Genomic DNA, 26465 nt, shown 5'->3' on the forward strand with positions numbered 1-26465 from the left:
AATTCAGGGACGGCGCGCCGCCACCATGACGGCGCGCTGTCGATTACTGTGCGTCGGAACCCGTCGCAGCGTCTGAAAGCTTGTTCTGGAACTGGGTCGCCGCCTCGCGCATCCCCGCCTCGTCATCCGCTTCCAGCGCATCACGCGCGGACTCGATATCCTCGGTCAGGGCCGGACCCATATCTTCCGGGAAATCGGTCAGGTTTTCGCTGACGAGGTTGTCGAGATCTTCGAGCACCCTCACCGCTTCGTTCGGGTCCAGGTCGCCCGAGGAGAGCTTCGCTGCAAGCGAGTAGGCTTCGTCGCGCGCTTCGGAGGGCGTGGCGGCGGTGCCCTCGAAACCGGGCTGCGCGACCGTTTCGGCCTGCGCCTCTTCTTCCTGCTTTTCCGCCGGGCTCTCGCAGGCCGACACCGCGAGGGCCAGCGGCAGGGCGAGCAGGGCGTATTTCATCTTGAAGGTCATCATCGTTTTCCTGATTTGCACGGGCGCAGCCCGGCGTTGAATGGCGCGGCCAAACTAGCCGCATGGCAGGTCATCGCAAGAAATTGTTCCGCAGCAGATCGACGACCTCCTTCGTACGGCCATCGAGCACGGCTTTCACGCCGAACATGGCAGTCGATGCAACCTGAGACACCTCGACCTTGGGCGGCATGACCAGCTCCATCTGGTTGACGTGAACGTCCAGCAACGCAGGCCCTTCATGGCGCAGCCAGGCATCCATCGCCGCTTCCAGCTCGCCCGCCTGCTCGACATGCCATCCGGCAAACCCGCAGGCCTCCGCCAGCTTGGCGAAATCCGGATTGTGCAGTCCGGTGAAGTGATCAACCAGTCCCTCCACCCGCTGTTCCATCTCCACGAAGCCGAGCGTGTTGTTGTGGAACACCACCAGCTTGAGCGGAATGTCCTCCTGCACCAGCGTCAGCAGGTCGCCCATCAGCATGGTCAGCCCGCCGTCGCCGCACATCGCGATCACCTGCCGGCCCGGGTAGGCGAGCTTCGCCCCCATCGCCTGCGGCATCCCGCTCGCCATGGTGCCGTGCAGCAGGCTGTTGAGGAAGCGCCGCTTGCCGTTGGCCTTCAGATGGCGCAACATCCACACCATCGCGGTGCCGACGTCGGAGACGAAGATCGCATCGTCCGCCGCCTTCGCGTCGAGCATGTTGGCGACGAATTGCGGGTGGATCAGCTCGGGATCCTGCTCCTCGCCCTCATGATCGTAACCCTTGAGGTCTTCGGCCCATTGTTTGAGGTGCGTCTGGAGGTGGCTGTCGTCGCTCTTCACCGCGACCAGCGGGGTCAACGCCGCGAAGGTCGTCTTCGCATCGCCGACCAGCCCCATGTTGATCGCTGACCGGCGACCCAGATGCGTGGGATCGATGTCGATCTGCACGATCTTCTTCGCCTCGGGGTAGAACTGGGTGTAGGCGAAGTCGCAGCCCAGCGAGATGACCAGATCCGCGTCTTCCAGCGCTTCCACACCCGCCTTGTTGCCCAGAATGCCGTTCACGCCGACATTGTAGGGGTTGTTCGGCTCAAGGAACTCCTTCGCGCGGGTGGTGTGCACCATCGGTGCCTTCACCTTCTCGCAGAAGGCGACGATCTCCTCGCGCGCATCGCGGGCACCGATCCCGGCATAGACCGACACCTTGCCGGCGGCATCGACCATCGCGGCCAGCTCGGCCATCTCGGCGTCGTTCGGGCGGCACACGGGCTGCGGGCGATAGACCTCCCACTCCATCGCATCATCGTCCGTCTCGGTGAACATGTCGCCGTTGACGATGACGACCGCCACGCCCCGCTTGGTCAGCGCAGCCTGAGCCGCCTTGGTCACGATCCGCCGCGCCTGCGAAGGATGCGAGATATATTCGCAGAAGTGCGAATGCTGTTCGTAAATCTTCTTCTGATCGACTTCCTGCGGGAAGTTGAAGCCGCTCTCCGTACGGGCAACGTCGGAGGCGATCAGCACCACCGGCGCGCCGTTGCGGTGGCTTTCGTAGATCCCGTTGACGAAGTGGAGCGAGCCCGGCCCGCAGGTGCCCGCGCAGACCGAGAGTTCGCCGGTCATGTAGGATTCGCCGCCAGCTGCAAAGGCACCGACCTCTTCGTGGCGGACCGTGATCCAGCGAAGGTCGCTCTTGGCGACGGCGTTGGTGAAATGATTGATCGTATCGCCGGGTATCCCGTAAACCCGCTTGGCACCTGCCTTTTGCAGGGCATCAACGACGATCTCCGCCACCTTCTTCGACATATTCTTCCTTTCGTTCGGGAGACCGGCATCGGGCGCTTGCACTCAGCCCGCGGTGTCAGCTCACATATTGTGATACGATCTTGCCATCCTTCAGTGCCATCGCAGTGCCGCGCGCCAGCGGCTCCCATCCTTCGGGATCGAGCGGCACCGAGGCGAAGAGGTGCAGCGGGCCGGAAATCTCCTCGATGGTCGCGCCCGATGTCTGCCACTTGTGGCCGCGATGGCGTTCGTCGAAGCTGCGGATATTGAGCCCCGGTTCGCGCGGTTCGGTCAGGCCCGTTTCGGTTTCGAAGCGCCGCCGGTCTGCGTGGACGAACAGGTATTCGCCATCGAAGAACAGGAAGTTCGAACTGCCCAGTTCGCGCATCTCGGCGGCGAAACGCCCGAACACGTCGAGCCGTGCCTCCGCATCGCTTGCGCCCGCCCTGCTCAACCGGTCGAGCAGCATCAGGAAGGCCAGTTCGGAATCGGTGTCGCCGATCCGGCGGGCAATCCATTCGCGCGCGTCCTCACGATCCTCGATCCCCGGCAGGTCGCCATTGTGAGCAAAGGCATTCCGCCTGCCGTTCACCACCCGGTCGAAAGGATGCGTGTTGGCGAGCGCGGGCTTGCCCGCAGAGGCCCTGCGGACATGGGCCATCAGATGCTTGCAGGGCCGCGCATCGCGGACGACCATGCGGCTCAGCTCGCTGGTCGCCGCCGGGTCGGGTTCGCGGAACAGGTAGGCATCGCGGTCCTGCGCGAAGAGGATGCCCCACCCGTCGCGATTGCGATGTTTCTCTCCCCCTTCGGCGGCGAACAGGTCCAGTTCGTAACGCACTGTGTGGGGGACCGACGCACTCATCGCAAAGAGTTCACACATGCATCATGCCTCGTCCTTGTCGCCTTCGCTGGCGCCCTTTTCCTGTGCGAGCACACCGCTCACGATCACGTTCTGGTAGGCGTAGGGAATCTCGATCCCCGCCTCGTCGAACCATGTCTTGATCTGCTCCAGCAGGTCGAATTCGACGCCTTTGGCGGTCGACGCATCGGCGCACCAAGCGCGCAGGGAGAGGTCCACACTCGACGCACCGAGGTTCACAACCGGGCAACCGACGACCTCCAGCACGTCGTCGTGCGCATGCGCCAGTTCGAGGATGATCGCGCGCGCCTTCGCGATGTCGGAATTGTAGCCGATCGAAATTGTCGGGGTCATCATGACCCTGAGATCGACCGACGACAGGTTGATCATGATCTGGTTGGCGATGGTCCCGTTCGACAGGACGATGCGGCGATTGTCGAAAGTCCTGAGCACGGTGTAGCCGAGCGACAAGTCCTCCACGATACCGGTCTCCAGACCCGTGGGGGTGGTCAGCTGCAACCGGTCGCCGCGGCGGAACGGCTTGTAAATCACCAGGCTGATGCCCGACACCAGATTGCCCAGCGTCGATTGCGCGGCGAACCCGATCACCACCGAGACGATGCTGACCCCGGCCAGCAGCGAGGTCGTAAGCTTGTTGAGCGCCGGCACCGCGTGGCAGAAGACTAGCGCGAGCACGATCCACATCACGAATGTCGCGAGGTTCGAAATGAAGCTCAGCGTCATCCGGTCGAGATGCTCTTTCGGATCGTGATCGATCAGCGCATGGATCGCGCGGCGCAGCAGTCTGGTGAGCACCAGCCCGAAGAGGAGGAACAGGACGCCGAGCGCCACCGCACCCCACAGGTGGTTGGGATCGATGTAGTGCGTCAGCTCGACCACCGCCCTGGGCGTGTCGGATGCTACGGGTGATGGCGTCGCGGTCGGCGTTGGACTGGCCTTGGCGTTCAGGAACGGCGTGATCATCGCGCGATCACAGCGTCGGTTTGAAGGTGTCCGGGTTCGCCATGCGCCAGTATTCGGCAAAGGGCGTGTCGTCGGGCTCGCTCAGCAGCTTGCCGGGCTCAACCTCGTGCACGATCTGCGACCACGGGATCATCTGCGCATTGTTCTTCCACTGGCGCAGGTGACGCGGGGTGAACTCGTCGGGCGATTCAAGCCCGCAGGCAACCACGATGTCGTGCAGGCTGTCGAGCGTCTTGGACTGGAAGTTAGCGACACGCTGCGCTTTCTCCGGGATCACCAGGCCGCGCTGGCGGGCGGGAGAGCTGGTCGCGACGCCCGTGGGGCAGGTGCCCGTGTGGCAGCGCAGCGACTGCACGCAGCCGAGCGAGAACATGAAGGCACGCGCGGCGTTGCACCAGTTGGCGCCCAGCGCGGCGTTCATCGCGATGGCGGAGCCGGAGAACACCTTCTCCGACGCCGCGAGTTTGATCTTGTCCTTCAGCCCGGTGCCGATCAGCGCGTTGTTGACGTAGTAGAGCCCAATGCGCAGCGGCAGACCGACGTGGTCGGACAATTCCAGCGGAGCCGCGCCCGTCCCGCCCCCACCGCCATCGACAACGATGAAATCGAGCGTGATGCCGCTGTCGAGCATCGCCTTGCAGATCGCGAACACCTCGTGCGGCATGCCGACGCACAGCTTGATACCGACTGGCTTGCCGCCCGAAAGCTCGCGCATCTTCGCCGCGAATTCGAGCATTTCGCGCGGGGTCGAAAAGGCCGAGTGCCCCGGGGGCGACAGGCAATCCTCGTGAGCGGGCACTTGGCGGGTCTCTGCAATCTCATCGGTCACCTTCGCCGCCGGCAGCAGCCCGCCATGGCCGGGCTTGGCGCCCTGGCTCAGCTTGATCTCGGTCATCTTGACAGAATCGTGCTGCGCCTTGTCGCGGAAGCTTTCGGGATCGAAGTTTCCGTCCTTGTCGCGCGCGCCAAAGTACCCGGAGCCCAGTTCCCACACGACATCGCCGCCATGCTTGAGGTGGTATTTGGAGAGGCCGCCCTCGCCCGTGTCGTGATAGAAATCGCCGATCTTCGCGCCCATGTTGAGCGCCTCGATCGCGTGGTTGCCGAGCGCGCCGAAACTCATCGCGCTGATGTTCAGCCGGGCGGCATCATAGGGCTTGCTGCACTGATCCGTGCCGACATGCACCCGCGTGCGCTTGGGCGCTTTGGGGTTCGGATTGATCGAGTGGCACAGCGCCTCGTATTCCTCGGAATAAACGTCCAGCTCGGTCCCGAAAGGATGCGCGTCCTCATCTTTCTTGGCACGGGCATAGACCAGCGAGCGCGAGACCCTGTCGAACGGGCGACCTTCCAGCGGGCCCTCCACGATATAGCTGCGCAGAAAGGGCCGCAGATCTTCGAACAGCCAGCGGAAGCGGGCGGTAAGCGGGTAATTGCGCCGCAGGGAATGGTCGATCTGCACCATGTCCCACAGCGCGATCAGCAACAGCGGGGCGGCGACCACGAGACCCCAGAAAAACCCCTGGTGCACCCAGAGACCGAGAATCACGAGAGCGACGGTGAGCGCCAGAGGCACCCAGAAGCCCAGATTTCGCTCGAGTCCACTGTCAGCAAACAACCCGCGAACCATCATGCGAAACGCCCTTTTTCCTTGATCTTGGTCAAGGCGGTACGGTCGAAAAGTGTTCCGTGTAAAGGCAGAAGCGCGCGGCTTTTCATCTCCCTGTCGAACCCGGGACACTGCCAGTTGTCCCGCATCGTCGTACCTATACTGCTGAACTTCGGCTTCCGCGTAAAGCGATCCCTTGTTCCATTCTGAAAACTAGGTATGCTCGCCTCGCAGAGCGCACCAAAGTGCGTCGCGTGGGAGAGAAAGTGATGGCCTGGGATTTCGAGACCGAGCCCGGATTCCAGCAGAAGCTGGACTGGATGGAAGGCTTCGTGCGCGAGAAGGTCGAGCCGCTCGGCCTGCTCGGCATTCATCCCTATGACGTCAAAAATCCGCGCAGAAATGCGCTTGTTCGGCCTTTACAGGACGAAGTGAAGCGGCAGGGCCTGTGGGCCTGTCACCTTGGCCCTGAACTGGGCGGACAGGGCTATGGCCAGGTCAAGCTGGGCCTGATGAACGAGATTCTCGGCGGGGCCAGCTTTGCCCCGATCGTGTTCGGCTGCCAGGCACCCGACACCGGCAATGCGGAGATCATCGCCCATTACGGTACGCCCGAACAGAAAACACGGTATCTGGAGCCGCTGCTGCAGAACGAGATCGTCTCCGCCTTCTCAATGACCGAGCCGCAGGGTGGATCGGACCCGACCAGCTTCGCGACGATTGCGGAATTCGACGGCGAATGCTGGGTCATCAACGGCGAAAAATGGTTCTCGACCAACGGCAAGTGGGCCGATTTCCTGATCGTGATGGCGGTCACCGACCCCGATGCACCGCGACACGAGCGGATGAGCATGTTCATCGTCCCGGTCGACACGCCGGGCGTCGAGATCCTGCGCAATGTCGGGGTCTACGGGCAGGAGAACGGCTCGGAGAGCTATATCCGCTACACCGACGTGCGCATCCCGCCGGACCACCTGCTGGGTGAGCGCGGCGGGGCGTTTGCGATCTCACAGACCCGGCTGGGCGGCGGGCGCGTCCACCATGCGATGCGCACCGTGGGCAATTGCCGCCGCCTGCTCGACGCGATGAGCCGCCGGGCGGTCAGCCGCAAGACGCGCACCGGGACGATCGCCGATTACCAGAGCGTGCAGATGCAGATCGCGGACAGCTATATCGAGCTGGAGCAGTTCAAGCTGTTCGTGCTGAAGACCGCGTGGATGATCGACAAACACCAGGATTACCGCAAGGTGCGCAAGGACATCGCGGCGATCAAGGCGCTGATGCCCAAGGTCTATCACGACATCGCGCAGCGCTGCATCCATATCCACGGATCGCTCGGCGTGTCGAACGAGATGCCGTTCGTGGGCAACCTGATCGGGTCGATGGTGATGGGCATCGCCGACGGGCCGACCGAAGTTCACAAGGTGACCGTCGCGAAGCAGCACTTGCGCGCCTACCGCGACATCGAAGACCCGATGTTCCCCGACTATTCGCTGATCGAGCGGCGCGCGCGGGCCGAGCAGATGTACGATCCGATCGAGGAAATTACCGAGGCGGCGGAGTAGCGTTATGGCCACTACCGCCCCCACGCCAGATTTGGCCCCCGCCTCCGCCCCGCCAATCACGCGGATTCACCGGCTCAGCTTCGGCTTCGGCGCGGTCGCCAACGGGGTGAAGAACGCTGCGTTCTCGACCTACCTGCTGCTGTTCTACAACCAGGTTCTCGGCGTGCCCGCCGCGATCGTTTCCGGCGCGATCGCGCTCACGCTGCTGGTCGACGCCTTTGCCGACCCCTTCATTGGCCGCTGGTCCGACATGACCCGGTCGCGCATCGGGCGGCGTCATCCCTTCATCTTCGGCTCCGCGCTGCCGACGGCAGCATTCTTCGTCCTCTCGTGGTTCCCGCCAGCGGGCCTCAGCGACATGCAGATGGGGTTCTGGATCTTCGCGCTCGCCGCGCTCACCCGCATGTCGATCAGCGCGTTCGAGATTCCGACCAGCGCGATGGCGGCCGAGCTGACGGACAATTATTCGGAGCGCACGGGGCTGTTCGGCCTGCGCTATTTCTTCGGCTATCTCGGCACTTTCGGCTTTGCCGCCTTCTCGCTCGCGGTGTTCTTCGTCGCCACGCCGGAGATTTCGCGCGGGCAGCTGAACCCGGAAGGCTACGTCAAGTTCGCCTGGCTCGGCGGCGCGCTGATCTTCATCGCGATTCTGGTCTGCGGCTGGGGCACGCTGAGCCGTGTGCCCTACCTGCGCCAGCGCGACGAGCCGGGCGAAGGGGCCACCCCCGCCTCGCACTTCAAGGAGATGTGGCAGGCGTTCCGCAACCGCGGCTTCCTCGCGATCTTCGGCTTCGGCGTGTTCAAATATACCGCCATCGGCCTGTACGCGGCGACCACGGTCTATTTCAGCACCTACGTCTTCAAGCTGAAGGCGGACCAGCTGGCATTGCTGACCTTCGACAGCCTGATCGCGGCCGTCCTCGCCGCCCCCCTCGCCCCGCGCTTCTCGCGCTGGCTGGGCAAGCGCAACACCTCGATGCTGATGGCGATTTTCGGCATCGCACTGGGCATTTCGCCGCTGCTGCTGACGCTGCTCGACAGCTTCTTCCTGCCCGGCGATCCGCGCCTGCTGCCCACGCTGTTCACGATCGGCGCGGTCTATGGCGCGATGATTGCGATCTCGCTGATCAACACGTCCTCGATGCTGGCGGACGTGGTGGAAGACCATGCGGTGCGCACCGGGCAACATACGGCGGGCGTGTTCTTCGCCGCGTCCAGCTTCATGCAGCAATGTTCGGCCGGGCTCGGGATCATGGTCGCAGGGATCGTGCTGGAACTGTCGGACTTCCCGGCCAAGGCCGATGTCTCGCAGATCACCCCCGCGATGGAGGACAGCCTGATCGCCCACTACGTGCCCGCCTCGCTGGGCCTGTGGGTGATCGGCGCGCTGTTCCTGCTGTTCTACCCCATCACCGAAGAAGGCCACCGCGAGAATGTCGAGCGGCTGAAGGCGCGCGAGGCACAGGCGCGCGAACAGCAGATTCGCGACGGCTCCTTCGGCTCCCCGGCAAGATAGGAAGGATTACGCCATGGTAACCGACCCTACCGCACCGAAGCTCGGCTTCTTCACCCGGCTGCTCTACGGCACCGGCTCGATCGGCTACGGCATCAAGGACGTCGCTTTTCGCTCGTTCCTGCTGCTCTATTACAATCAGGTCGTGGGGGTGCGGGCAGAGCTCGTCTCCTTCGCGATCCTGGTGGCGCTGGTGGTCGATGCGATCTCCGATCCGATCGTGGGCCAGTGGTCGGATTCGCTCCGCACCCGGCTGGGGCGGCGCCATCCGCTGATGTTCGCCTCCGCCCTGCCCGCCTCGGCCAGCCTGCTGCTGCTGTTCTTCCCGCCCTCCGGCATGAGCGACAGCCAGATCTTCTGGTACATCCTGGTGGTCGGGTGCTGCGTGCGGACCTTCATCACCTTCTACGAAATCCCCAGCTCCGCCCTCGCGCCCGAGCTGACCAGCAATTACGACGAGCGGACCTCGATCGCGAGCTACCGCTATTTCTTCGCCTATCTCGGCGGCGTGGGTATGGCCTTCCTGACCCTGCTGGTGTTCCTCGCGCCGACCGAGGAATACCCGGTCGGCCAGCTGAACCCCGCTGGCTACGAAACCTTCGCCATCGTCGGGGCCGCGCTGATGCTGGGCGCGATCCTGCTGTCGAGCTTCGGCACGCTGCACCGGGTCAAGTATTTCAAGATGCCGCCCGCGCGCGAGAAGATCGGGCCGGTGAAGACGCTGCGCGAGATGGGCAACACCTTCTCCAACAAGGGCTTTCTCGCGATCCTCGCCTTCGGGGTGCTCAAATATACGTCGGTGGGAATGCACTCGGCACTGAACATCTATTTCGGCACCTATTTCTGGGGCTTCAATTCGGCGCAGCTGGCGGTGCTGACGGTGGACGCGCTGGCGGGCGCGTTCCTCGCGCTGTTCCTTGCGCCGATCGTTTCCAAGCGGTTGGGCAAGCGCAACGCCGCCTTCTACCTCGCAATCTTCGCCGTGATGTTCGCCAGCGCGCCTTACCTGCTGCGCTTTGCCGGAGTGATGCCCGAAAACGGCGATCCCGGCCTTGTCGCCGCCGTCTTCGCATTCTCGATGCTGTTCCAGCTATGCGGCGTTTCCTCCGCCGTGCTGACGCATGCGATGATCGGCGACATCGTGGAAGAGAGCCAGCTGCGCACGGGCCGCCGGTCCGAAGGGCTGTTTTACGCGGCCAATACGCTGATGCAGAAGTCCACCTCGGGCCTAGGCGTCTTTGCCGCCGGGCTGCTGGTCGCCTTCGTCGGGATCGTGCCGGGTTCGGACCCGCGCACGATCGACCCTGAAATTCCGCGGATGCTGGCGCTGGTCTACGTGCCCACGCTGATCGTCCTCTACATCGGCGGCGCGGGCTTCCTGTTCGCCTACCGGATCGACCGCGCAAGCCACGAAGCGAACGTGGAAGAGCTTGCCCGGCGCGACCGCGCGAGCGCGGTGAACGCAGACGAGGTTCCCGAACCGGCGGAATAGCCCGCCCTCGCCACTCTCTTACAAACAATCGACCGACCAAGGAGCAAACATGGCCACCCAGCTTGAACCCGAGGCGCGCGACAGCGTCGACGTATTCCGCGAGGAAGTGCGACAGTTCATTGCCGAAAATTTCCCCGCCGAGCTGAAGGGCAAGGGCCTCTCCATGGCCGGGGCAGAAGGCGGCGCCAAGGAAACCCCGGCGCAAAAGTCCTGGCGCGAAGCGATGGGCCAGCGCGGCTGGGGCACGCCCACCTGGCCGAAGGAATACGGCGGCGGCGGATTGAACCGCAAACAGGCGGCGATCCTCAACGAGGAACTGGCGCGCGCGGGCGCCTACAACCCGATCGGCGGCATGGGCGTGATGATGTTCGGCCCCACCCTGCTCGAATATGGCAGCGAGGCGCAGAAGCAGGAGCATATTCCGCCGATCTGTCGCGGCGAGATCCGCTGGTGCCAGGGCTATTCCGAACCCAATGCCGGGTCCGACCTCGCCAACTTGCAGACCATGGCGGAGGACAAGGGCGACCACTACCTCGTCAACGGGCAGAAGACCTGGACCAGCGGCGGGCAGTGGGCGGACAAGTGCTTCGCCATCGTCCGCACCGACCGCAGCGACAAGCACAAGGGCATTTCCTTCCTGCTGATCGACATGGACTCGCCGGGCGTCGAAGTGCGCCCGATCACCATGATCAGCGGCACCAGCCCGTTCTGCGAAACCTTCTTCACGGATGTGAAGGTGCCCAAGGAAAACCTCGTCGGCGAGGAAGGCCAGGGCTGGACCATCGGCAAGCGACTGCTGCAGCACGAGCGGACCAACCTGTCAGGTGCTGCACCGGGCGGACGCTCGGGTGCCAGCCTCGCGGACATCGCGAAGAAGTATGGGCGGACCAACAAGGACGGCACGCTGGCCGATCCCGTGCTGCGCGACCGGATCGCCGATTTCGAAATTCGCTGGACCAGCTTCCTCCACACCGCGCGCCGCGCGGTCGAGGAAAGCAAGGCGGCTGGCGGCGTCTCCGAAATCAGCTCCGCGCTCAAGAAGCTCGGCACCAAGCTGGGGCAGGAACGCGCCGAGCTGACGATCGAGATCATGGGCCTGCAGGGCCTCGGCTGGGAAGGCGACAATTTCAGCCCGGTCGAACTGCAGGGCGTGCGCGCCTGGCTCTACGGCAAGGCCACCACGATCTACGGCGGATCGACCGAAATCCAGAACAACGTCATCGCCAAGCGCGTGCTCGGCATGCTCGACCATCAGTAAGCTACCGGCTGTAAGATACGGAAAATAAAGACATGGCAGTTCTCAACGAAGAGCAGGAAATGCTGCGCGACATGGCGCGCGAATGGGCGACCAACGAAAGCCCGGTGACCGAATTCCGCAAGGTCCGCGCGAGCGGTGAGCCCGAGGCGTTCGACCGCGCGGCCTACGCCACGATGGCGGAGATGGGCTGGGCCGGGATCATCATTCCCGAAGAGCACGGCGGCTCGGACTTCGGCTTCCTCTCCGCCGGTTTGGTGGTCGAGGAACTGGGCAAGACGCTCACCGCCAGTCCGCTGATCGCGACCACCCTCGCCGCGAGCGCGATCATGCTGGGCGGGAGCGAGGAGCAGAAGGCGAAGTGGTTGCCGAAGCTCGCGAGCGGTGAAGCCATCGCCACGCTTGCGATCGATGAAGGCCCGCATCACGCGCCTGAAGAGATCGAGGCCAGCGTCTCGGGCGGCAAGCTGACCGGGACCAAGGCCTTCGTCGCCGAAGCGCACGGGGCGGACCTGTTCGTGGTCGCCGCAAAGGACGGTCTCTACCTCGTCGAAAAGGGCGACGGCGTGAGCCTCACCACCCGCCGCCTGACCGACCAGCGCAGCCATGCCGACATCGCGTTCGATGGCGCGGCGGCGGACAAGCTGGCCAATGGCGGCGACGACCTGCTCGACAAGGTGCTGGACCGTGCGCGCGTGCTGACCGCCGCCGAAATGCTCGGCATGGCGCAGATCGTGTTCGACACGACGCTCGCCTATCTCAAGCAGCGCGTGCAGTTCAATCAGGTGCTCAGCTCGTTCCAGGCGCTCCAGCACCGCATGGCGGACCTCTTCGCCGATCTGGCGCAGATGCGCTCTGCGGTCGAGGCGGGCCTGCAGGCGATCGACAGCGGCGCAGGCGTGTCGCGCGCGGCGATCGTTGCCAAGGCAGAGGCGAACCGCGTGATGCACACGATGAGCAACGAGGGCATCCAGCTGCACGGCGGGATCGGGATGACCGACGAATACGACATCGGGCTGTACCTGAAGCGTGCGCGCGTGCTGGAGGCTGCGTGGGGCACGCGCAGCTATCTCAAGAACCGCTTCGCAGCGCTGGGCGGCTACTGACGCCTTGGATCCGCTGGAGGATCCCGAGGGACTGGACGACACGGCCGGCGCGCAGCGACGCGCGCTGGCCGAACACGCGCGCTTCGTCGATGAAAACCTGAAGCGCAACTACACCGCCAACTTCATTCACGGCGTGCTGGGGATGACCGGCTTCCGGCTGATCTACGCGCCCACCATCATCCCCGCCTACCTGCTGCTGCTGACCGGCAGCACCGCCGCCGTCGGGCTAGGCACCGCGCTGCTGCAGCTCGGCGCGACGATCAGCCCGATCGCCAGCGGATCGCGGATCGAACATCGCAGCCACATCCTGCCCTACGCGATCGGCGTGGGATCGATGATGCGGCTGATGATCCTGGGGCTGGCGCTGACCGGCTACTTCCTCACCGGCAATATCCTGCTGGTCGCGACCTTCGCCTGCTTCGTGCTGCTGGGCTTCTTCACCGGGGCGCAGCGGGTCGCGTTCCAGATGCTGATGAGCAAGCTGATCCCGATCCGCAAACGTGGGCGGTTGCAGGGCTATCGCAATTTCGCTGGCGGACTGATCGCCGCGCTGCTGGCCTGGGCGGCGGGCAATTACCTGATCGCGGACAAGTGGCTGGGCAATGGCTACGCCACCACCTTCCTGTTCGCCTTCCTGCTGACCAGCGCGGGGCTGGTGGTGCTCAAGACCATGATCCGCGAGCCTGCCGCGCCGGTCAGCCGCCCGCAAATGCCGATGATGCAGCGCATCCGCCAGTTTCCCGAGCTGTTGCAGGATCGCGACTTCGCATGGTTTCTCGCCGTGCAGTGCTTCTCCACGATGGCCCGCGTCGGCGCGCCGTTCTGGACGATCTACGCGGGCACGAAGCTGGGGCTCGACGGCGCGCTGATCGGCGGCCTCAGCTTTGTGTTCCTCGGCTCGGACACGCTCTCCAACGTGCTGTGGGGCCCGCTCGGCGACCGCTTCGGCTTCAAGATCATCTACGTGCTGGCGCTGTGCAGTTCGGTCTCGGGCGTGACGCTGCTGATCCTCGGCAGCACCGCCGTGCCGATCTATGCCGCCTTCGTGCTGCTGGGCGTTGGCGGATCGGGCTGGATGCTTGCCTCGACCACGATGGTGCTCGAATTCGGGGAGCCGCAGGATACGCCGATGCGGCTCGCCTTCGTGACCACGCTGGAAGGCGCGATCGCCGCGAGCGGCCCGGTGATTGCCGGCCTGCTGGTCGCGGTCAGCGGTTTCCAGCCGCTGTTCTTCATCGTGCTTGCGGCGCAGGTCGCGGCGCTGGGGCTGCTGATCGTAAAGGTGCGCGAGCCGCGTCACCGCGCGCCGCTCATCTGACAGCTAGCCGCGCTCGGCCAGCATACCCTCGCTCAGCACCGAGAGATAGGTTTCGACCGCCTCTTCCTGATCGTCGAACCGGGCAGCCCAGCGCCGCGCCTCGTAGGCGCCGTTGAGCGTGGACATGATGATCTGGCTGGCGACGAGCGGATCGATCGCCCGCACCGACCCGTCGGCGAACCCGTCGATCAGGAAGCCCGCGAAACGCCGTGCGAGGCGGTTGGAGCGCATCACGACGTCCACCTTGGTCTCGCTGTCGAGCGCCTGCAGCGCGGTGGTGCGCAGCAGCGGCATGGAATCGAAGAACTGCAATTGCAGCAGTTCGTTCAGGATACTCGACAAGCGTGTCCAGTACGATCCTTCCAGATCGTACCCCGCCATCTGCACCTTCGACAGGCGATCATAGCTGCGCTGGAAGCACTTCAGCACCAGATCGTCCTTGGCGTCATGGTGGTGGTAGAAGCTGCCCTTGGTCACGTTGAGCGCTTCGGCAATCCGGTTGACCGACGCCCCGCGATATCCGCGTTCGTTGATCATCACCGTCGCCGCGCGCAGGAACTCGTCGTTCTGCTGCAGCGGGCGATCCTCGCGAACGCGCCAGCCGTCATCTTCGAGGGCCACCGGGTTCCACTCGCCACGCTGCGCGGGGATGCCGAAACACAGGATATCGACGATCTTGGTCTCGACCCGCGGGAAATCGAGCACCGAATAGCGCCGCGACCACACCGGCCACCACAGCATCGCCTCGATCAGGATGTGCGCCCGGGCAGAGAAGAGCGCGCGCTGCTTCTCGTCCGCAGGCTCGCCGAAGAAGGCGCGCACGTCGTTGACCACCTCGCGGTAGGCGAACAGCAATTCGTCCTGCTGCTCCTGATCGAGCGAGCGGATTTCGGACAGCGCGGCCATCAGCCCCTGCTCGCCCCGCCGAATGCGGTCGCGCAGCGCGACATGCAGCTGGACGAACCTGGCGATACGTTTTTCGAGCGTATCTTCGGCCAGCGCCTCCTCCGCCATCTCCTTCAGCAGCGCGATGGTTTCGGCATAGACCGAGACGATCAGCTGGTCCTTGCGCGGGAAATAATAGGTGACGCTGGTCGCGTTCAGGCCGATCGCGCGCGCCACCCTGGTGAGCGTAGTCGCCTGAACGCCGGTTTCGTTGATCAGCACCGATGCGGCGCGCACGATGGCGGTGCGTTTTTCGCCGAACTTCTTCGTGACGTCAGGCTTCTTCGCCATCCGCTTCCCCCAGCATCCGTACCCGTCCCCTATAACCCGTGTTCGAAGCGCGCGGGTACAGGGTTCAGAAGAAGCTCGAAAGCTCCTTCTTCAAGATCTTGCCATTGGCATTGCGTGGCAAGGTCTCGTTTGAAAAGGCAATTTTCACCGGCACCTTGAACTTGGCCAGCCTGGCAGCGACCCATTCCTGCAATTCGGCCTCGCTCGCGCTCGTGCCGGGCGCAAGATGCACCACCGCAGCAGGCTCCTCACCCAGCTGCTGGTGCGGGATGCCGACCAGCGCGGCATCGGTCACCGCCGGGTGATCGTAAAGCACGTTCTCGACCTCGGACGAGTAGATGTTTTCGCCCCCACGGATGATCATGTCCTTCGCGCGGTCGGCGATGTAGCACCAGCCTTCCTCGTCCAGCCGGGCGAGGTCGCCGGTGCGCACCCAGCCGTCGATGAAGGTCTCGGCCGTCGCTTCGGGATTCTCCCAGTAGCCTTTCACCACCATCGGCCCGCGCGCCCACAATTCGCCGATCTCGCCGGTCGGCAATTCGCGGGTGCCGTCCTCGCTCATAATCTTGAGGTCGGCGACCGCCACGGGAGGGCCGCAGCTGTCGGGGCGGTTGAGGTAATCTTCCGAGGAATGGCCGGTTACGGTCGCCATCGTCTCGGTCATGCCCCAGCCATTGCCGGGCAGCGCGCCGAATTCCTCGCGGATCTTGCGCACCAGTTCGGGCGCGGCGGGCGCGCCGCCGTACGCGATCGCCTCGATGCTGGAGAGGTCGTAGTTCTTGCGTTCGGGATGTTCGAGCAATTGCCAGGCAATGGTCGGCACCCCGCCGGTGGAATTGACCTTCTCGCGCTCGATGATCTGGAAGGCTTCGACCGGGTCCCAGCGATACATGAAGATCAGCGTGTTGCCCGCAGCGATCGAGCCCATCAGCCCGGCGGAGCACGCGGTGACGTGGAACAGCGGAATGACGGTGAGCGTCGTCTTGGGCTGCGGCGCAGGGATTTCCTCGCCCCGGCGCAACACCGCGCAGGCGGCACCGAACCCGCTCGACATGATGTTGGTGCACAGGTTGCGATGCGTGCCCAGCGCGCCCTTGGGCTTGCCGGTGGTGCCGCTGGTGTAGAAGATCGTCGCGTCGTCTTCGGGCAGGATTTCCACCTCGGGCAGCGCGCGGGAAGGCAGATCCTTGTAGGTCGGGGGCGTGCCGATCACGTCTTCCAGCCGCGATGCACCCTCCGGATCGCCATCGTGACGGGTGACGAGCACTGTCTCCAGCGCCGGGCACTCGCCGCGCAGTTCGGCAATCCGTTCCCACCGCTCCTCGTCGCACACCAGCAGCTTGGTGCCCGAGTTGGCGAGCCCGTAGGCCAGCTCCCCGCCGGTCCACCACGCATTGAGCGGCACGCAGATCGCGCCGATGGTGACCGCGGCGAAGAACACCACGGGCCATTCGGGCAGGTTGCGCATCGCCAGCGCGACCCGGTCGCCCTTCTCTACACCCAGAGACTGGAATTCGTGGGCCAGCGTGGCGACCGCGCGGAACCACGCGTCATAGGTAACCCGCTCGCCCTGGTAGATCATGAACTCGCGCTCGCCGTGCGTCTGACCGAGCAGCGCGATGGCGCGCAGGTTCGGCGGGGCGTTCTTCCACACGCGGGTCGGGACGCCGCGAATGTCGACCTCCTCCATCTCGAACCGCATGCCCGGCGCGGTCAGGATCGCCTTGCACTCGGCACGGCTGCGCGCGGGCCAGTTCTCGGGCGGGGTCCAGCCGATCGCGGAGGCGAGGTCTTTGGCTTGTGCGGTGCTCGCCATCACAGCACCTCAAACAGGCCGGCTGCGCCCATGCCGCCGCCCACACACATGGTCACGACGACGTATTTGACGCCGCGCCGCTTGCCCTCGATCAGCGCGTGGCCGACGCAGCGCGCGCCGGTCATGCCGAAGGGATGGCCGATGGAGATCGAACCGCCGTTGACGTTGAGCCGGTCATCCGGAATGCCCAGCTTGTCGCGGCAATAGAGCACCTGCACCGCGAAGGCCTCGTTCAGCTCCCACAACCCGATATCGTCGATCTTGAGGTCGAAGCGTTCGAGCAGCTTGGGGATCGCGAATACGGGCCCGATGCCCATCTCGTCCGGCTTGGTGCCCGCGACTGCCATGCCGACATAGCGGCCCATCGGGGTGAGCCCGCGCGCCTTGGCGACCTCGGCCTCCATCAGCACGCTCGCCGCCGATCCATCGGCCAGCTGGCTGGCATTGCCGGCGGTGATCGTGTGGCCCTCGCCCATCACCGGATCGAGCTTCGCCAGCCCCTCCAGCGTGGTGGTGGGACGATTGCATTCGTCCATCGCGATAGTGACTTCCCTTTGCGAAACCTCGCCGCTTTCGCGGTCTTTCACGTCCATCACGGTGGAGACTTCGACGATCTCGTCCGCCAGCTTGCCGCTTTCCTGCGCCGCGGCAGTGCGCTGCTGCGACTGGAGCGAGTAGGCGTCCTGATCCTCGCGACTGATGCCGTAGCGCTTGGCGACCACTTCCGCCGTACCGATCATCGGCATGAAGATATCGGGATGCATCTTCAGCAGCTCTTCGTCGCGCTGCGGCTTGCCCGCATTGTTGCGGATCGCGGTGATCGATTCCACGCCGCCCGCGACGCAGATGTCCATCCGGTCGACGATGATCTGCTTGGCGGCGGTAGCGATCGCCATCAGCCCGCTGGAGCACTGGCGGTCGATGGTCATCCCTGCGACGTCGACCGGCAGGCCTGCGCGCAAGGCAATCTGGCGGCCGATGTTGAAGCCCTGCGCCCCGCCCTGGCTGGCGGCACCGAAGACCACATCCTCGATATCCCCGCCATCGAGCCCGGCGCGTTCGACCGCAGCCTCTACCGACCATGCCCCCAGCTGCACCGGATGGGTTGCGTTGAACGCCCCGCGAATCGATTTCGCAAGCGGGGTACGGGCGGTGGACACGATTACTGCGTCGCGCATTTTCTCAGACATTCCTTATCCCTCGTGCCGACTCGTCGCGGCTTGGCTGCGATCTTGCCCGCCTCGCACCGATCAGGCAAGCGCGGTGAGAATTTTTCTGAAAGAAGGGTATGAGCCTTCACATCGCCGCAAAATCCGTTACCCCGGCACCGATAAAGATCAGGTACGGCCTAAATGGACCGGCCAGCAAAGGAGAGCATTGGATGAAGCTGGGCAATCCGGAAGACCGGGGTTTCGACAGCGAAAGACTGCAGCGGATCGACCGTTTTCTGGACGAAACCTACCTCGACACCGGGCGGCTGGCCATGATGCAGCTGCTGGTCTCGCGCGACGGACATCCGGTGCACTATTACCACGGCGGCACCCTCCGCGACGACGGCACGCCGATGCGCGAGGATGCACTGTTCCGCATCGCCAGCATGACCAAGCCGGTCACCTCGATCGCGTTCATGCAGCTGGTCGAACAGTGCAAGGTCGCGCTGGACGATCCGGTCGCGCGCGTGCTGCCAGAGTTCGAGGGGCTCGGCGCCTACGCGGGCGGTGGCGGCGACCTCCCCTTCGCCCCGACCAAACAGGGCCGCCCAATGCGCTTTGTCGACCTGATGACGCACATGGCCGGGCTCACCTACGGCTTCCAGAACCGCACCAGCGTGGACGCGGCCTACCGCAAGGCGCGGCTCGACCTGTCGCGCGGCGCGATAACCTCGGACGAATATATCGCCACGCTCGCGAAGATCCCGCTCGAGTTCGAGCCGGGCACACGCTGGAACTACTCGGTCGCGACCGATGTGCTGGGCGTGTGCGTGGAGCGGATCAGCGGCATGGCGCTCGGCGATTATTTCCGCGAGAACATCTTCGACCCGCTGGGAATGGAGGACACCGGCTTCGATATCGCCCCGGCAAAGCAGGACCGGCTGGCGGACGCCTATCTCTATCGCCCAGGCAATGCTCCACGACTGACCGACAAGGGCGCGGAATCGCGGCTGATGGAGCGCGCAAGCTTCCACTCGGGCGGCGGCGGGCTGATCTCCACGCTTGCGGACTACGACCGGTTCTGCACGATGCTGGTCAATCGCGGGGCGTTCAAAGGCGCGCAGATCGTCTCGCCCAAGACGCTCGATCTGATGACCGCGAACCATCTGCCCGGAGGAGCCGACCTCACGCAGATGAGCGAGAGCCTGTTCAGCGAGGCGAGCAATGCGGGCACGGGCTTCGGCCTCGGCTTCGCGGTCGTGACCGACCCGGCGCGCACGCTGATGCCTGCGAGCAAGGGCGAATTCTACTGGGGCGGCGCCTATTCGACCGCCTTCTTCGTCGATCCCGTCGAGCGGATCACGTGTGTTTTCATGACCCAGCTCTACCCATCGTCCATCTATCCCATCCGCCGACAGCTCAAGACGCTGATCTATTCGGCCCTCACCCACTCGAACGCCTGAAGGAGTATCGACCCGATGACCTCTCCCATTCGAACCGAACGCCATGACAACGTGCTGGTTATCATTTCCGACAATCCGCCCGTCAACGCGCTGGGCCAGGCGGTCCGCGCGGGGCTGGTCGACGGCATCAGCGAAGCGCTGTCCGACGATAGCGTCGAGGCGGTCGTCATCCGCTGCGACGGACGCACCTTCTTTGCCGGTGCCGACATCACCGAATTCGGCAAGCCGCCGCAGGGGCCGAGCCTGCCCGAAGCGCTCGACAAGCTGGAGGCGAGCGACAAGCCGGTCGTCGCCGCGATCCACGGCACCGCGCTGGGCGGCGGGTGCGAGGTTGCGCTCGCCTGCCACTACCGCGTCGCCGTGCCGAGCGCGAAGATGGGCCTGCCCGAAGTGAAGCTCGGCCTGATCCCCGGTGCCGCGGGCACGCAGCGCCTGCCGCGTCTGGTCGGTGCGGAAGCCGCCCTCCCCCTCGTCGCGATCGGCAATCCGATTTCGGCCAAGAAAGCGAAAGAGATCGGCCTGTTGGACGAGCTGGTGGGCGAAGACAGCCTTGCCGCCGACGCGATCGCCTTTGCCAAGTCGAAGATCGGCCAGCCCGTCCCGCGCTCCAGTGAGGGCGACGCCAACCAGGACGGGATCAGGAACCCCGATATCTTCGACGAATTCCGCGCGAAGAACGGCCGCAAGATGCGCGGGTTCGACGCGCCCAACGCCGCAATCGAAGCGGTGAAGGCGGCGGGCGAGCCGTCCTATGCCGAAGGCGTGAAGAAGGAACGCGAGCTGTTCATGAAGCTTATGACCGGTACGCAGTCTAAGGCGATGCGCCACTACTTCTTCGCCGAGCGTGCGGCGAACAAGGTCGACGACATCCCCGCCGACCCCCCGCTGATCGACATCAAGAAGGTCGGCATCATCGGTGCAGGGACGATGGGCGGCGGGATCGCGATGAACTTCCTCTCCGCAGGCATCCCGGTCACCATCCTCGAGATGAAGCAGGAAGCGCTCGACCGGGGCACCGCCACGATGCGCAAGAACTACGAGGCGACCGCGAAGAAAGGCCGCATGACCGCCGAGCAGGTCGAGCAGGCGATGGGACACCTCACCCCCACGCTCGAATATAGCGACCTTGCCGATTGCGACCTCGTGATCGAGGCGGTGTACGAGAGCATGGACGTGAAGAAGGACGTCTTCGGCAAGCTCGACAAAGTGGTGAAGCAGGGCGCGATCCTCGCGTCGAACACCAGCTATCTCGACATCAACGAGATCGCGACCGCGACCGAGCGCCCCGGCTATGTGCTGGGCCTGCACTTCTTCAGCCCCGCCAACGTGATGAAGCTGCTCGAAGTGGTGCGCGGCGAGAAGACGCGCGACGATGTGCTTGCGACCGCGATGAAGCTGTCCAAGAAGATCGGCAAGGTCGCGGCAGTCTCTGGCGTGTGCCCCGGCTTCATCGGCAACCGCATGCTCTCCAAGCGGCAGGAGCAGGCGAACCAGCTGATCCTCGAAGGGGCGAACTACTGGGATGTCGACGACGTGCTGCTGGACTTCGGCTTCCCGATGGGGCCGTTCCAGATGGGCGACCTCGCCGGGATCGATATCGGCTGGCACCGCGACCCGAGCAAGGTGACCACCATTCGCGAGGCGCTGTGCGCGGTCGGCCGCTTCGGCCAGAAGGCTGGCAAGGGCTTCTACGACTACGACGAGGCGCGCCAGCGCACCCCGTCGGACGAGGTGAAGCAGATCATCGCCGACTTCGCGGAGAAGGAAGGCAACGAACAGCGCGACATCTCGAAGGACGAGATCCGCGAGCGGCTGCTCTACCCGATGGTCAACGAAGGCGCGAAGATCCTCGATGAAGGCATGGCCCAGCGCGCGAGCGACATCGATGTGGTGTGGATCAACGGCTATGGCTGGCCGCTCTACACCGGCGGCCCGATGTTCTGGGCCGACACGATCGGGCTGGATACCGTGGTTGCGGGCCTCGAAAAGCACGGCCTGCCGGTGAGCGATTACCTGCGCAAGAAGGCCGACGCCGGCGAGAGCTTCAACTAGGCTTTTCGCTTAACCGGACACGAAAAGGCCGGCGCCCCACGCGGGGACGCCGGCCTTTTTACTGTCTGCGTTTCAGAGTTCGCTGGGCAGTTCGCGGATGTCCTTTTCGGGGTCGTCGACCAGCTGCGGCGTGACGTTCAGTTCCATCACGTTGCGCGCAGCAGGCGTGTAGGCCTTCCACTCGGGCAGCAGCGCGCTCGATGGAATGCCGGTCTTGGCGAAGGCGATCCACGCATCGCTCATCATGTCGGCCATTGTCTGCGCGTCCTCGCCCGTGCCGATGAGGGCCGCGCTCTCGACCGCGTTGTCGAACATCAGCGGGATGTCGAGCGTGTGCGGCGTGCGCAGCATTCCGCCGCCGATCGGCGTCTCCCACGTCAGGCGATAGACATAGACCGGCGCGCTCGCGGTCTTCGCCTGCTGGTCCGCCAGCAGATAGGTGCCGCGCACGAAGCGGGTGCCCATCGCGATGGCTGCGAGGTGGGTCGGCGAATAATCGGGGTAGCGCTTGCGATACGCGGCGACTGCCGCAACCGCCTGCTCGCCCATCGCCCCGGTCATCGCGTTGAGCGTGCCCTCGGTCAGCCGCCCGAACCACGGCTGCGCGGCGACGAACAAAGTCATCTCGTCCTTGTTGTAGCCGATCAGCACCGGGATATCGCGCGACTGTTCGGGCGCGGCGGGAAGGAAGGGATCGCGCGGGATGATCGTGCCATCGGCGATCGGCCCGAACTGCGGCCCGCGCCCCATCGCGCCCTCCGCCGGCGTGGCCTTGCGGACCGCCTCGACGATCTCGTCGCTGCGGACATTGCGCAGGTCTTCGAGCGTTTCGACGCCTGCCGCCTCCAGGATTTTCGCGGCGTAATCCGCCGCCTCGGCAGGCTTACCGCTGAACACGCCCGGGCCCGACTGGATCACCGCCTTGTCGAACAGGCCGTCGGCCGCAGGCATCGCCATCAGGTGGCTGACCTTCGATCCGCCTCCGGATTCGCCCATGATCGTGACGTTCTCCGGATCGCCGCCGAAGCCTGCGATATTGTCACGCACCCATTCGAGCGAGCGGACGAGGTCGAGGTTGCCGACATTGCCCGAGGCGGCGAAATCCTCACCGAACTTTTCCGCGAGGTTGAGATAGCCGAAGGCGTTGAGCCGGTGGTTGACCGTGACCACGACGACGTCGCCCTTCTCCGCCAGGTTGCGGCCGTTATAGGCGGGCCAGTTGCCCGACCCATAGGCGTAGCCGCCGCCGTGGAACCAGACCATCACGGGCCGCTTCTTCCCGTCGCCCGCCGCCGGAGTCCACACGTTGAGGAACAGGCAGTCCTCGTTGTCCATCTTCGCCTCGGTCGAGGTGGGGAAGATCGCCTGGATGCGGCGGGTCATTTCGGATTCGTTGGGTCCGCTCGCCGAATAGAGCTGCATGCACGGCGCGCCGTAGCCGGTCGCATCGGCCACGCCTTCCCACGCGGCGGGCTTCGCGGGCGGCTGGAAACGCAGATCGCCCAGCGGCGGCGCGGCGTAACGGACGCCGAGGAAGGCATCGATGCCGCCCTGCTCGAGGCCCTGGACCTTGCCTGCTTCGGTCTCGACTACCGGGGTCGCGGCGGGCGGCTCGGCACTGTCCTGCGCGGCGGCCGGAGCACCCAGCGCGAGCGTGGCGATCGATGCGAGCATCATGGCATTTCGTGTCATGTAAGGTTCCTCCCCTTGATGTGTCGTCGCGCGTGAAGGGGCGGAAAGCCGTCCACGGCCCCCGCCCCCTTGCACGACTGGTTCAGTCGATGCCGATTAGAAGCGCAGCTTCACGCCGACCTTGAAGGTGCGCCCCTTGGCGGTGCCGATGAACGGGTCGTAGCTATATTCGAGCCGCGCGGCCGGGGGATCGGTATCGAAGAGGTTCTCGATCCCGCCCTGCAGCTCCGCCTCGACCCCGGCGAGCGTCAGGTCGACCGTGGCGAAGAGATCGTGGACGAAGAAGTCGCCGATCTCGCGGCCGAAATTGGTCCCGCCGAACTCGGGCGTTTCGGCGCAGAACTGCAAGCCGTCGCAACGGTTGTCCGTCACTCCGCCGATATAGTTGCTCGACCAGGTCACGCTGACCGGATCGAACTGCAGGTTGACGTATCCGCTCGCCCGCCATTTCGACACGGTGCCCGGCGCGCGGTCGTAATTGGCATAGCCCGCCGCATCGTAGCCGGGGCTGAACAGCAGCCCGTTGAATTCGAAATCGCTGAATTCGTACTTGAGCGTGTAGGTCGCGTTCGCGCCCAGATTCAGCCGAACCGGGCCGAGGTTGGTGCGGTAGTTGACGCTGAAGTCGAGACCGCTGGTGGTCACGTCGGGGCCGTTCACCGTCTGCGTCTGCAGGCGGCTGATGTCGTTCCCGATGGTCGTGCCCTGTGTGCAGACACCGCCCGCGAAGACCACGTAGTCCACAAAAGGACTGGAGCAGTCGACCAGCTGGGTGCCGTCCTGCCCGCCGGGCGCGACGTTGGCCGCGATCGCCTGGATCGGCAGGTTGGTGAACCGCCCTTCGAATTCGTAGGTCCAGTAGTCGACGCTGAAGTTGAACCCGCCGAATTCGAGGATCGCGCCCATGTTATAGGTCAGCGCGGTTTCGGGCGCGAGCGCGGGATTGCCCACGGTGTCGGTCGCCTTGAAGTTGCCACCGAGCACGTTGATCCCCGCCACCGCGCGAACCCCGGCGGTGCCCAGATCGGCCGGCAGCGGCCCGCGGAACGTATCGCCCACAGACCCGCGCAGGGCGAGGAAATCGGTCACCTGCCAGCGGGCCGAGAGCTTGGGATTGACGGTCGAGCCCACCAGCCCGCCGTAATCCTCGAACCGAACCGCGCCGGTCAGCTCGAACCCGTCGAACACCTCCATCTGCGCCTCGGCAAACAGGGCGTAGACATCCTGCGACAGGCGCGCATCGGGATACTGGCCGAGGAAGGTGAACGCGCCGACCGGGAAGTTGGTGTCGTTCGGATCGTCGAGGCACGAGCGGTCGCCATCGATCGCACATGGATACGCTTCGGGATCGCTGAACCGGTTGAGCGGATCGGTCGCGAAATTGGTCTGCCGGAACTGGCCGCCGAAGGCATAGCCGAGCGTTCGGCCGAACACCTCGAAATCGCCGCTGAACACCGCATCGACGATAAACTGCTCTTCGGTCGCACGCGTACCACTCTGCTGGGAGAGGTAGTCGATCACTTCCTGCGAGTTCTCGTTACCCGGAACATAGGCCGGATTGGTCAGGCCCAGCGCCGGATTGCCCGGCGCGGCGTTGATGAACGGGTTGAAGTACAGGCACCCGTTGGCACCCGGCGTGGTGCCAGTGCAATTGTCGCCACCAAAGCCGTTGAGCGCGCGCTGCAAGCGGTCGCTGACCATGTCGTAGGAGAAGGCGAGGCGCGAGCTGCGGATATAGGTGCCGAAGGTTTGCAACGACAGATTGTCGGTCAGGTCGAAGTCGAACCCGGCGGAAACCCGCCACGCATCGTTGATCGCCTGCCCCCGCCCGGCTCCGCGCTCGTCGAGCGGGTTTCCGCCCAGCGCAAAGGGCCGGAACAATACGATGGACGCAAGCACCGGCGTGAACAGGCGCGGCGGGGTGCCCGGCGCGAAGGTCTGTTCAAGAAAGGCCGCATAGCCCGGGTTGCTGGCGGGCACGGTGAACGCACTCGCGCTGCCCGGGCCGTTGGGGCCCTGGGTGATCGGATAGCTCGGCGAATAGCCAAGCTCCTTCAGCTCGGTATGCGAATAGAGCGCTTCGGCGGTGAAACGGACCGTGTCGGACAGGTCGACCAGCAGCTGGCCATAGAACTGATAGCGGTCTTCTTCCTCGATCAGGTTGACGAAGGGGATGTAGCTGTAGCGGCAGACCGGGAGCGGCGCGCCGACCGCGCGGGGGAACGCACCTTCGATTCCGCCCAGCGATTCACACGCATCCAAGCGATTGCCGTCGACCGCGAGGCCCAGCGAAGTCACCCCGCGTCCGGGGATGAACCCGAGCGGTGCATAGAGGCCCGGATTGCTGAGGAAGGAATAGCCGGTGGGATTGTCCGCGTAGGGCACCTGGGTGAAATCGCGTGCGGTCGTGGGCAGTTCGGATCTGTGCTGCCAGCCCGCCCCGATCATCAGGTTGGCCGCGCCCAGATCGAACCCGGCGAGCGCGCTGAGGCGATAATTATTGTCCGACCCGTCGACGAACTCGTAATCGCCGGCCAGCTCCACCCCGGTGAAATCGCGCCGGGTGACGAAGTTGGCGACGCCTGCGATGGCATCCGAGCCGTAGGTGGAGGCGGCACCATCCTTGAGCACCTCGATCCGGTCCAGCGCGAACAGCGGGATCAGGTTGGTGTCCGCCGCGCCGTCGCCCGGCTCGGTTGCGAAGCGGCGGTTGTTGAACAGCACCAGCGTCCGCTCGCGCCCCAGGCTGCGCAGGTTGATCGAGCCGACGCCCTGGCTGCCGCCCGCGCCGTACTGGTTGGAATCGCCGAGCACCGGGCCGACCGAGGGGAGGCTCTTGATGAACTCCAGCGGGCTGTCGATCCCGCGCGCTTCCAGCTCCGCCTGACCGAACACATCGACCGGCTGCGCGCCGTCTTCGCGCTGGCCCTTGATGTAGGATCCGGTGACCACGATCGTCACATCGGGTTCGGACTCGATCTGCTCGGCAAGCTCGGGCTGGTTCTGCGCGTCGCTGTCCGGGGTGGTCTGCGCCATTGCCGCAGGCGCGAACGCCAGGGCGCACGCGGTCCCCACCATGAAGTGCGATTTACCAATCATTTCTCTCTCCCCAACATCGCCGTT

The 26465-nt window shown here is 64.8% G+C and carries 18 protein-coding genes; 8 read left to right on the plus strand and 10 right to left on the minus strand.

Annotated elements, in window-relative coordinates; translation table 11 throughout:
* Positions 1 to 43: 43 nt before the first annotated feature.
* The 5 genes from VO57_013145 to VO57_013165 all read right to left on the minus strand — a co-directional run bounded on the left by VO57_013145 (position 44) and on the right by VO57_013165 (position 5644).
* Positions 44 to 463 (minus strand): hypothetical protein, encoded by a 420-nt coding sequence (locus VO57_013145; protein ID XBL69067.1) that lies wholly within the window; start codon positions 461 to 463, stop codon positions 44 to 46.
* A gap of 70 nt (positions 464 to 533) precedes the next feature.
* Positions 534 to 2249 carry a ubiquinone-dependent pyruvate dehydrogenase gene (locus VO57_013150; protein XBL69068.1) on the minus strand — a complete coding sequence of 572 codons (1716 nt, stop codon included), beginning with the start codon at positions 2247 to 2249 and terminating at the stop codon, positions 534 to 536.
* Positions 2250 to 2304: 55 nt separating this feature from the next.
* Positions 2305 to 3111 carry a class II glutamine amidotransferase gene (locus VO57_013155; GenBank protein ID XBL69069.1) on the minus strand — a complete coding sequence of 269 codons (807 nt, stop codon included), beginning with the start codon at positions 3109 to 3111 and terminating at the stop codon, positions 2305 to 2307.
* Between the two features lie 3 nt (positions 3112 to 3114).
* A complete protein-coding gene (locus tag VO57_013160) occupies positions 3115 to 4074 on the minus strand; it encodes a mechanosensitive ion channel family protein (GenBank protein XBL69070.1) in 960 nt (319 codons plus the stop codon).
* A gap of 7 nt (positions 4075 to 4081) precedes the next feature.
* Positions 4082 to 5644 carry an FMN-binding glutamate synthase family protein gene (locus VO57_013165; protein ID XBL71342.1) on the minus strand — a complete coding sequence of 521 codons (1563 nt, stop codon included), beginning with the start codon at positions 5642 to 5644 and terminating at the stop codon, positions 4082 to 4084.
* Between the two features lie 308 nt (positions 5645 to 5952).
* On the opposite strand from VO57_013165, the gene VO57_013170 reads away from it, so the two are divergent.
* The 6 genes from VO57_013170 to VO57_013195 are packed head-to-tail and all read left to right on the plus strand — an operon-like array spanning position 5953 to position 13932.
* On the plus strand, positions 5953 to 7248 hold the full coding sequence (locus VO57_013170; protein ID XBL69071.1) for an acyl-CoA dehydrogenase family protein: 1296 nt from the start codon (positions 5953 to 5955) through the stop codon (positions 7246 to 7248).
* A gap of 4 nt (positions 7249 to 7252) precedes the next feature.
* Positions 7253 to 8764, plus strand: coding sequence for an MFS transporter (locus VO57_013175; protein XBL69072.1), 1512 nt, complete (start codon positions 7253 to 7255; stop codon positions 8762 to 8764).
* Between the two features lie 13 nt (positions 8765 to 8777).
* Entirely contained in the window at positions 8778 to 10253 is a 1476-nt protein-coding gene (locus VO57_013180; GenBank protein ID XBL69073.1) for an MFS transporter, read from the plus strand.
* Positions 10254 to 10302: 49 nt separating this feature from the next.
* Positions 10303 to 11511 carry an acyl-CoA dehydrogenase family protein gene (locus tag VO57_013185; GenBank protein XBL69074.1) on the plus strand — a complete coding sequence of 403 codons (1209 nt, stop codon included), beginning with the start codon at positions 10303 to 10305 and terminating at the stop codon, positions 11509 to 11511.
* 32 nt (positions 11512 to 11543) lie between these two features.
* Complete coding sequence (locus VO57_013190; protein XBL69075.1) at positions 11544 to 12614, plus strand: acyl-CoA dehydrogenase family protein; 1071 nt, start codon at positions 11544 to 11546, stop codon at positions 12612 to 12614.
* A gap of 4 nt (positions 12615 to 12618) precedes the next feature.
* A complete protein-coding gene (locus VO57_013195; GenBank protein ID XBL69076.1) occupies positions 12619 to 13932 on the plus strand; it encodes an MFS transporter in 1314 nt (437 codons plus the stop codon).
* Positions 13933 to 13935: 3 nt separating this feature from the next.
* Here VO57_013195 and VO57_013200 read toward each other — a convergent pair whose 3' ends face one another.
* The 3 genes from VO57_013200 to VO57_013210 all read right to left on the minus strand — a co-directional run bounded on the left by VO57_013200 (position 13936) and on the right by VO57_013210 (position 18162).
* Positions 13936 to 15168, minus strand: coding sequence for a TetR family transcriptional regulator (locus tag VO57_013200; protein XBL69077.1), 1233 nt, complete (start codon positions 15166 to 15168; stop codon positions 13936 to 13938).
* 64 nt (positions 15169 to 15232) lie between these two features.
* Positions 15233 to 16984, minus strand: a complete 1752-nt coding sequence (locus VO57_013205) for a class I adenylate-forming enzyme family protein (protein XBL69078.1) — start codon at positions 16982 to 16984, stop codon at positions 15233 to 15235.
* Complete coding sequence (locus tag VO57_013210) at positions 16984 to 18162, minus strand: acetyl-CoA C-acyltransferase (GenBank protein XBL69079.1); 1179 nt, start codon at positions 18160 to 18162, stop codon at positions 16984 to 16986. The genes VO57_013205 and VO57_013210 overlap by 1 nt, the downstream gene beginning before the upstream one ends.
* Before the next feature lie 203 nt (positions 18163 to 18365).
* Between VO57_013210 and VO57_013215 the strand changes: the two genes are divergently transcribed.
* Positions 18366 to 19598 (plus strand): serine hydrolase domain-containing protein, encoded by a 1233-nt coding sequence (locus VO57_013215; GenBank protein XBL69080.1) that lies wholly within the window; start codon positions 18366 to 18368, stop codon positions 19596 to 19598.
* Positions 19599 to 19613: 15 nt separating this feature from the next.
* The gene (locus tag VO57_013220) at positions 19614 to 21650 is read left to right on the plus strand and encodes a 3-hydroxyacyl-CoA dehydrogenase NAD-binding domain-containing protein (GenBank protein XBL69081.1); all 2037 of its coding nucleotides are present in this window, start codon (positions 19614 to 19616) and stop codon (positions 21648 to 21650) included.
* 72 nt (positions 21651 to 21722) lie between these two features.
* Here the strand turns inward: VO57_013220 and VO57_013225 are convergent, their stop codons facing one another.
* Positions 21723 to 23342 (minus strand): carboxylesterase/lipase family protein, encoded by a 1620-nt coding sequence (locus VO57_013225; protein ID XBL69082.1) that lies wholly within the window; start codon positions 23340 to 23342, stop codon positions 21723 to 21725.
* Positions 23343 to 23438: 96 nt separating this feature from the next.
* On the minus strand, positions 23439 to 26441 hold the full coding sequence (locus VO57_013230) for a TonB-dependent receptor (GenBank protein XBL69083.1): 3003 nt from the start codon (positions 26439 to 26441) through the stop codon (positions 23439 to 23441).
* Between the last annotated feature and the right edge of the window lie 24 nt (positions 26442 to 26465).

This window comes from Citromicrobium bathyomarinum (assembly GCA_001306305.2).
Taxonomy (GTDB): domain Bacteria; phylum Pseudomonadota; class Alphaproteobacteria; order Sphingomonadales; family Sphingomonadaceae; genus Alteriqipengyuania; species Alteriqipengyuania bathyomarina.

Bases quoted from the DNA above. Each gene is read 5' to 3' on its own strand.
- VO57_013145 (XBL69067.1), bottom strand. From the start codon at position 463: ATGACCTTCAAGATGAAATACGCCCTGCTCGCCCTGCCGCTGGCCCTC.
- VO57_013150 (XBL69068.1), bottom strand. From the start codon at position 2,249: ATGTCGAAGAAGGTGGCGGAGATCGTCGTTGATGCCCTGCAAAAGGCA.
- VO57_013155 (XBL69069.1), bottom strand. From the start codon at position 3,111: ATGTGTGAACTCTTTGCGATGAGTGCGTCGGTCCCCCACACAGTGCGT.
- VO57_013160 (XBL69070.1), bottom strand. From the start codon at position 4,074: ATGATCACGCCGTTCCTGAACGCCAAGGCCAGTCCAACGCCGACCGCG.
- VO57_013170 (XBL69071.1), top strand. From the start codon at position 5,953: ATGGCCTGGGATTTCGAGACCGAGCCCGGATTCCAGCAGAAGCTGGAC.
- VO57_013175 (XBL69072.1), top strand. From the start codon at position 7,253: ATGGCCACTACCGCCCCCACGCCAGATTTGGCCCCCGCCTCCGCCCCG.
- VO57_013180 (XBL69073.1), top strand. From the start codon at position 8,778: ATGGTAACCGACCCTACCGCACCGAAGCTCGGCTTCTTCACCCGGCTG.
- VO57_013185 (XBL69074.1), top strand. From the start codon at position 10,303: ATGGCCACCCAGCTTGAACCCGAGGCGCGCGACAGCGTCGACGTATTC.
- VO57_013190 (XBL69075.1), top strand. From the start codon at position 11,544: ATGGCAGTTCTCAACGAAGAGCAGGAAATGCTGCGCGACATGGCGCGC.
- VO57_013200 (XBL69077.1), bottom strand. From the start codon at position 15,168: ATGGCGAAGAAGCCTGACGTCACGAAGAAGTTCGGCGAAAAACGCACC.
- VO57_013205 (XBL69078.1), bottom strand. From the start codon at position 16,984: ATGGCGAGCACCGCACAAGCCAAAGACCTCGCCTCCGCGATCGGCTGG.
- VO57_013210 (XBL69079.1), bottom strand. From the start codon at position 18,162: ATGCGCGACGCAGTAATCGTGTCCACCGCCCGTACCCCGCTTGCGAAA.
- VO57_013215 (XBL69080.1), top strand. From the start codon at position 18,366: ATGAAGCTGGGCAATCCGGAAGACCGGGGTTTCGACAGCGAAAGACTG.
- VO57_013220 (XBL69081.1), top strand. From the start codon at position 19,614: ATGACCTCTCCCATTCGAACCGAACGCCATGACAACGTGCTGGTTATC.
- VO57_013225 (XBL69082.1), bottom strand. From the start codon at position 23,342: ATGACACGAAATGCCATGATGCTCGCATCGATCGCCACGCTCGCGCTG.
- VO57_013230 (XBL69083.1), bottom strand. From the start codon at position 26,441: ATGATTGGTAAATCGCACTTCATGGTGGGGACCGCGTGCGCCCTGGCG.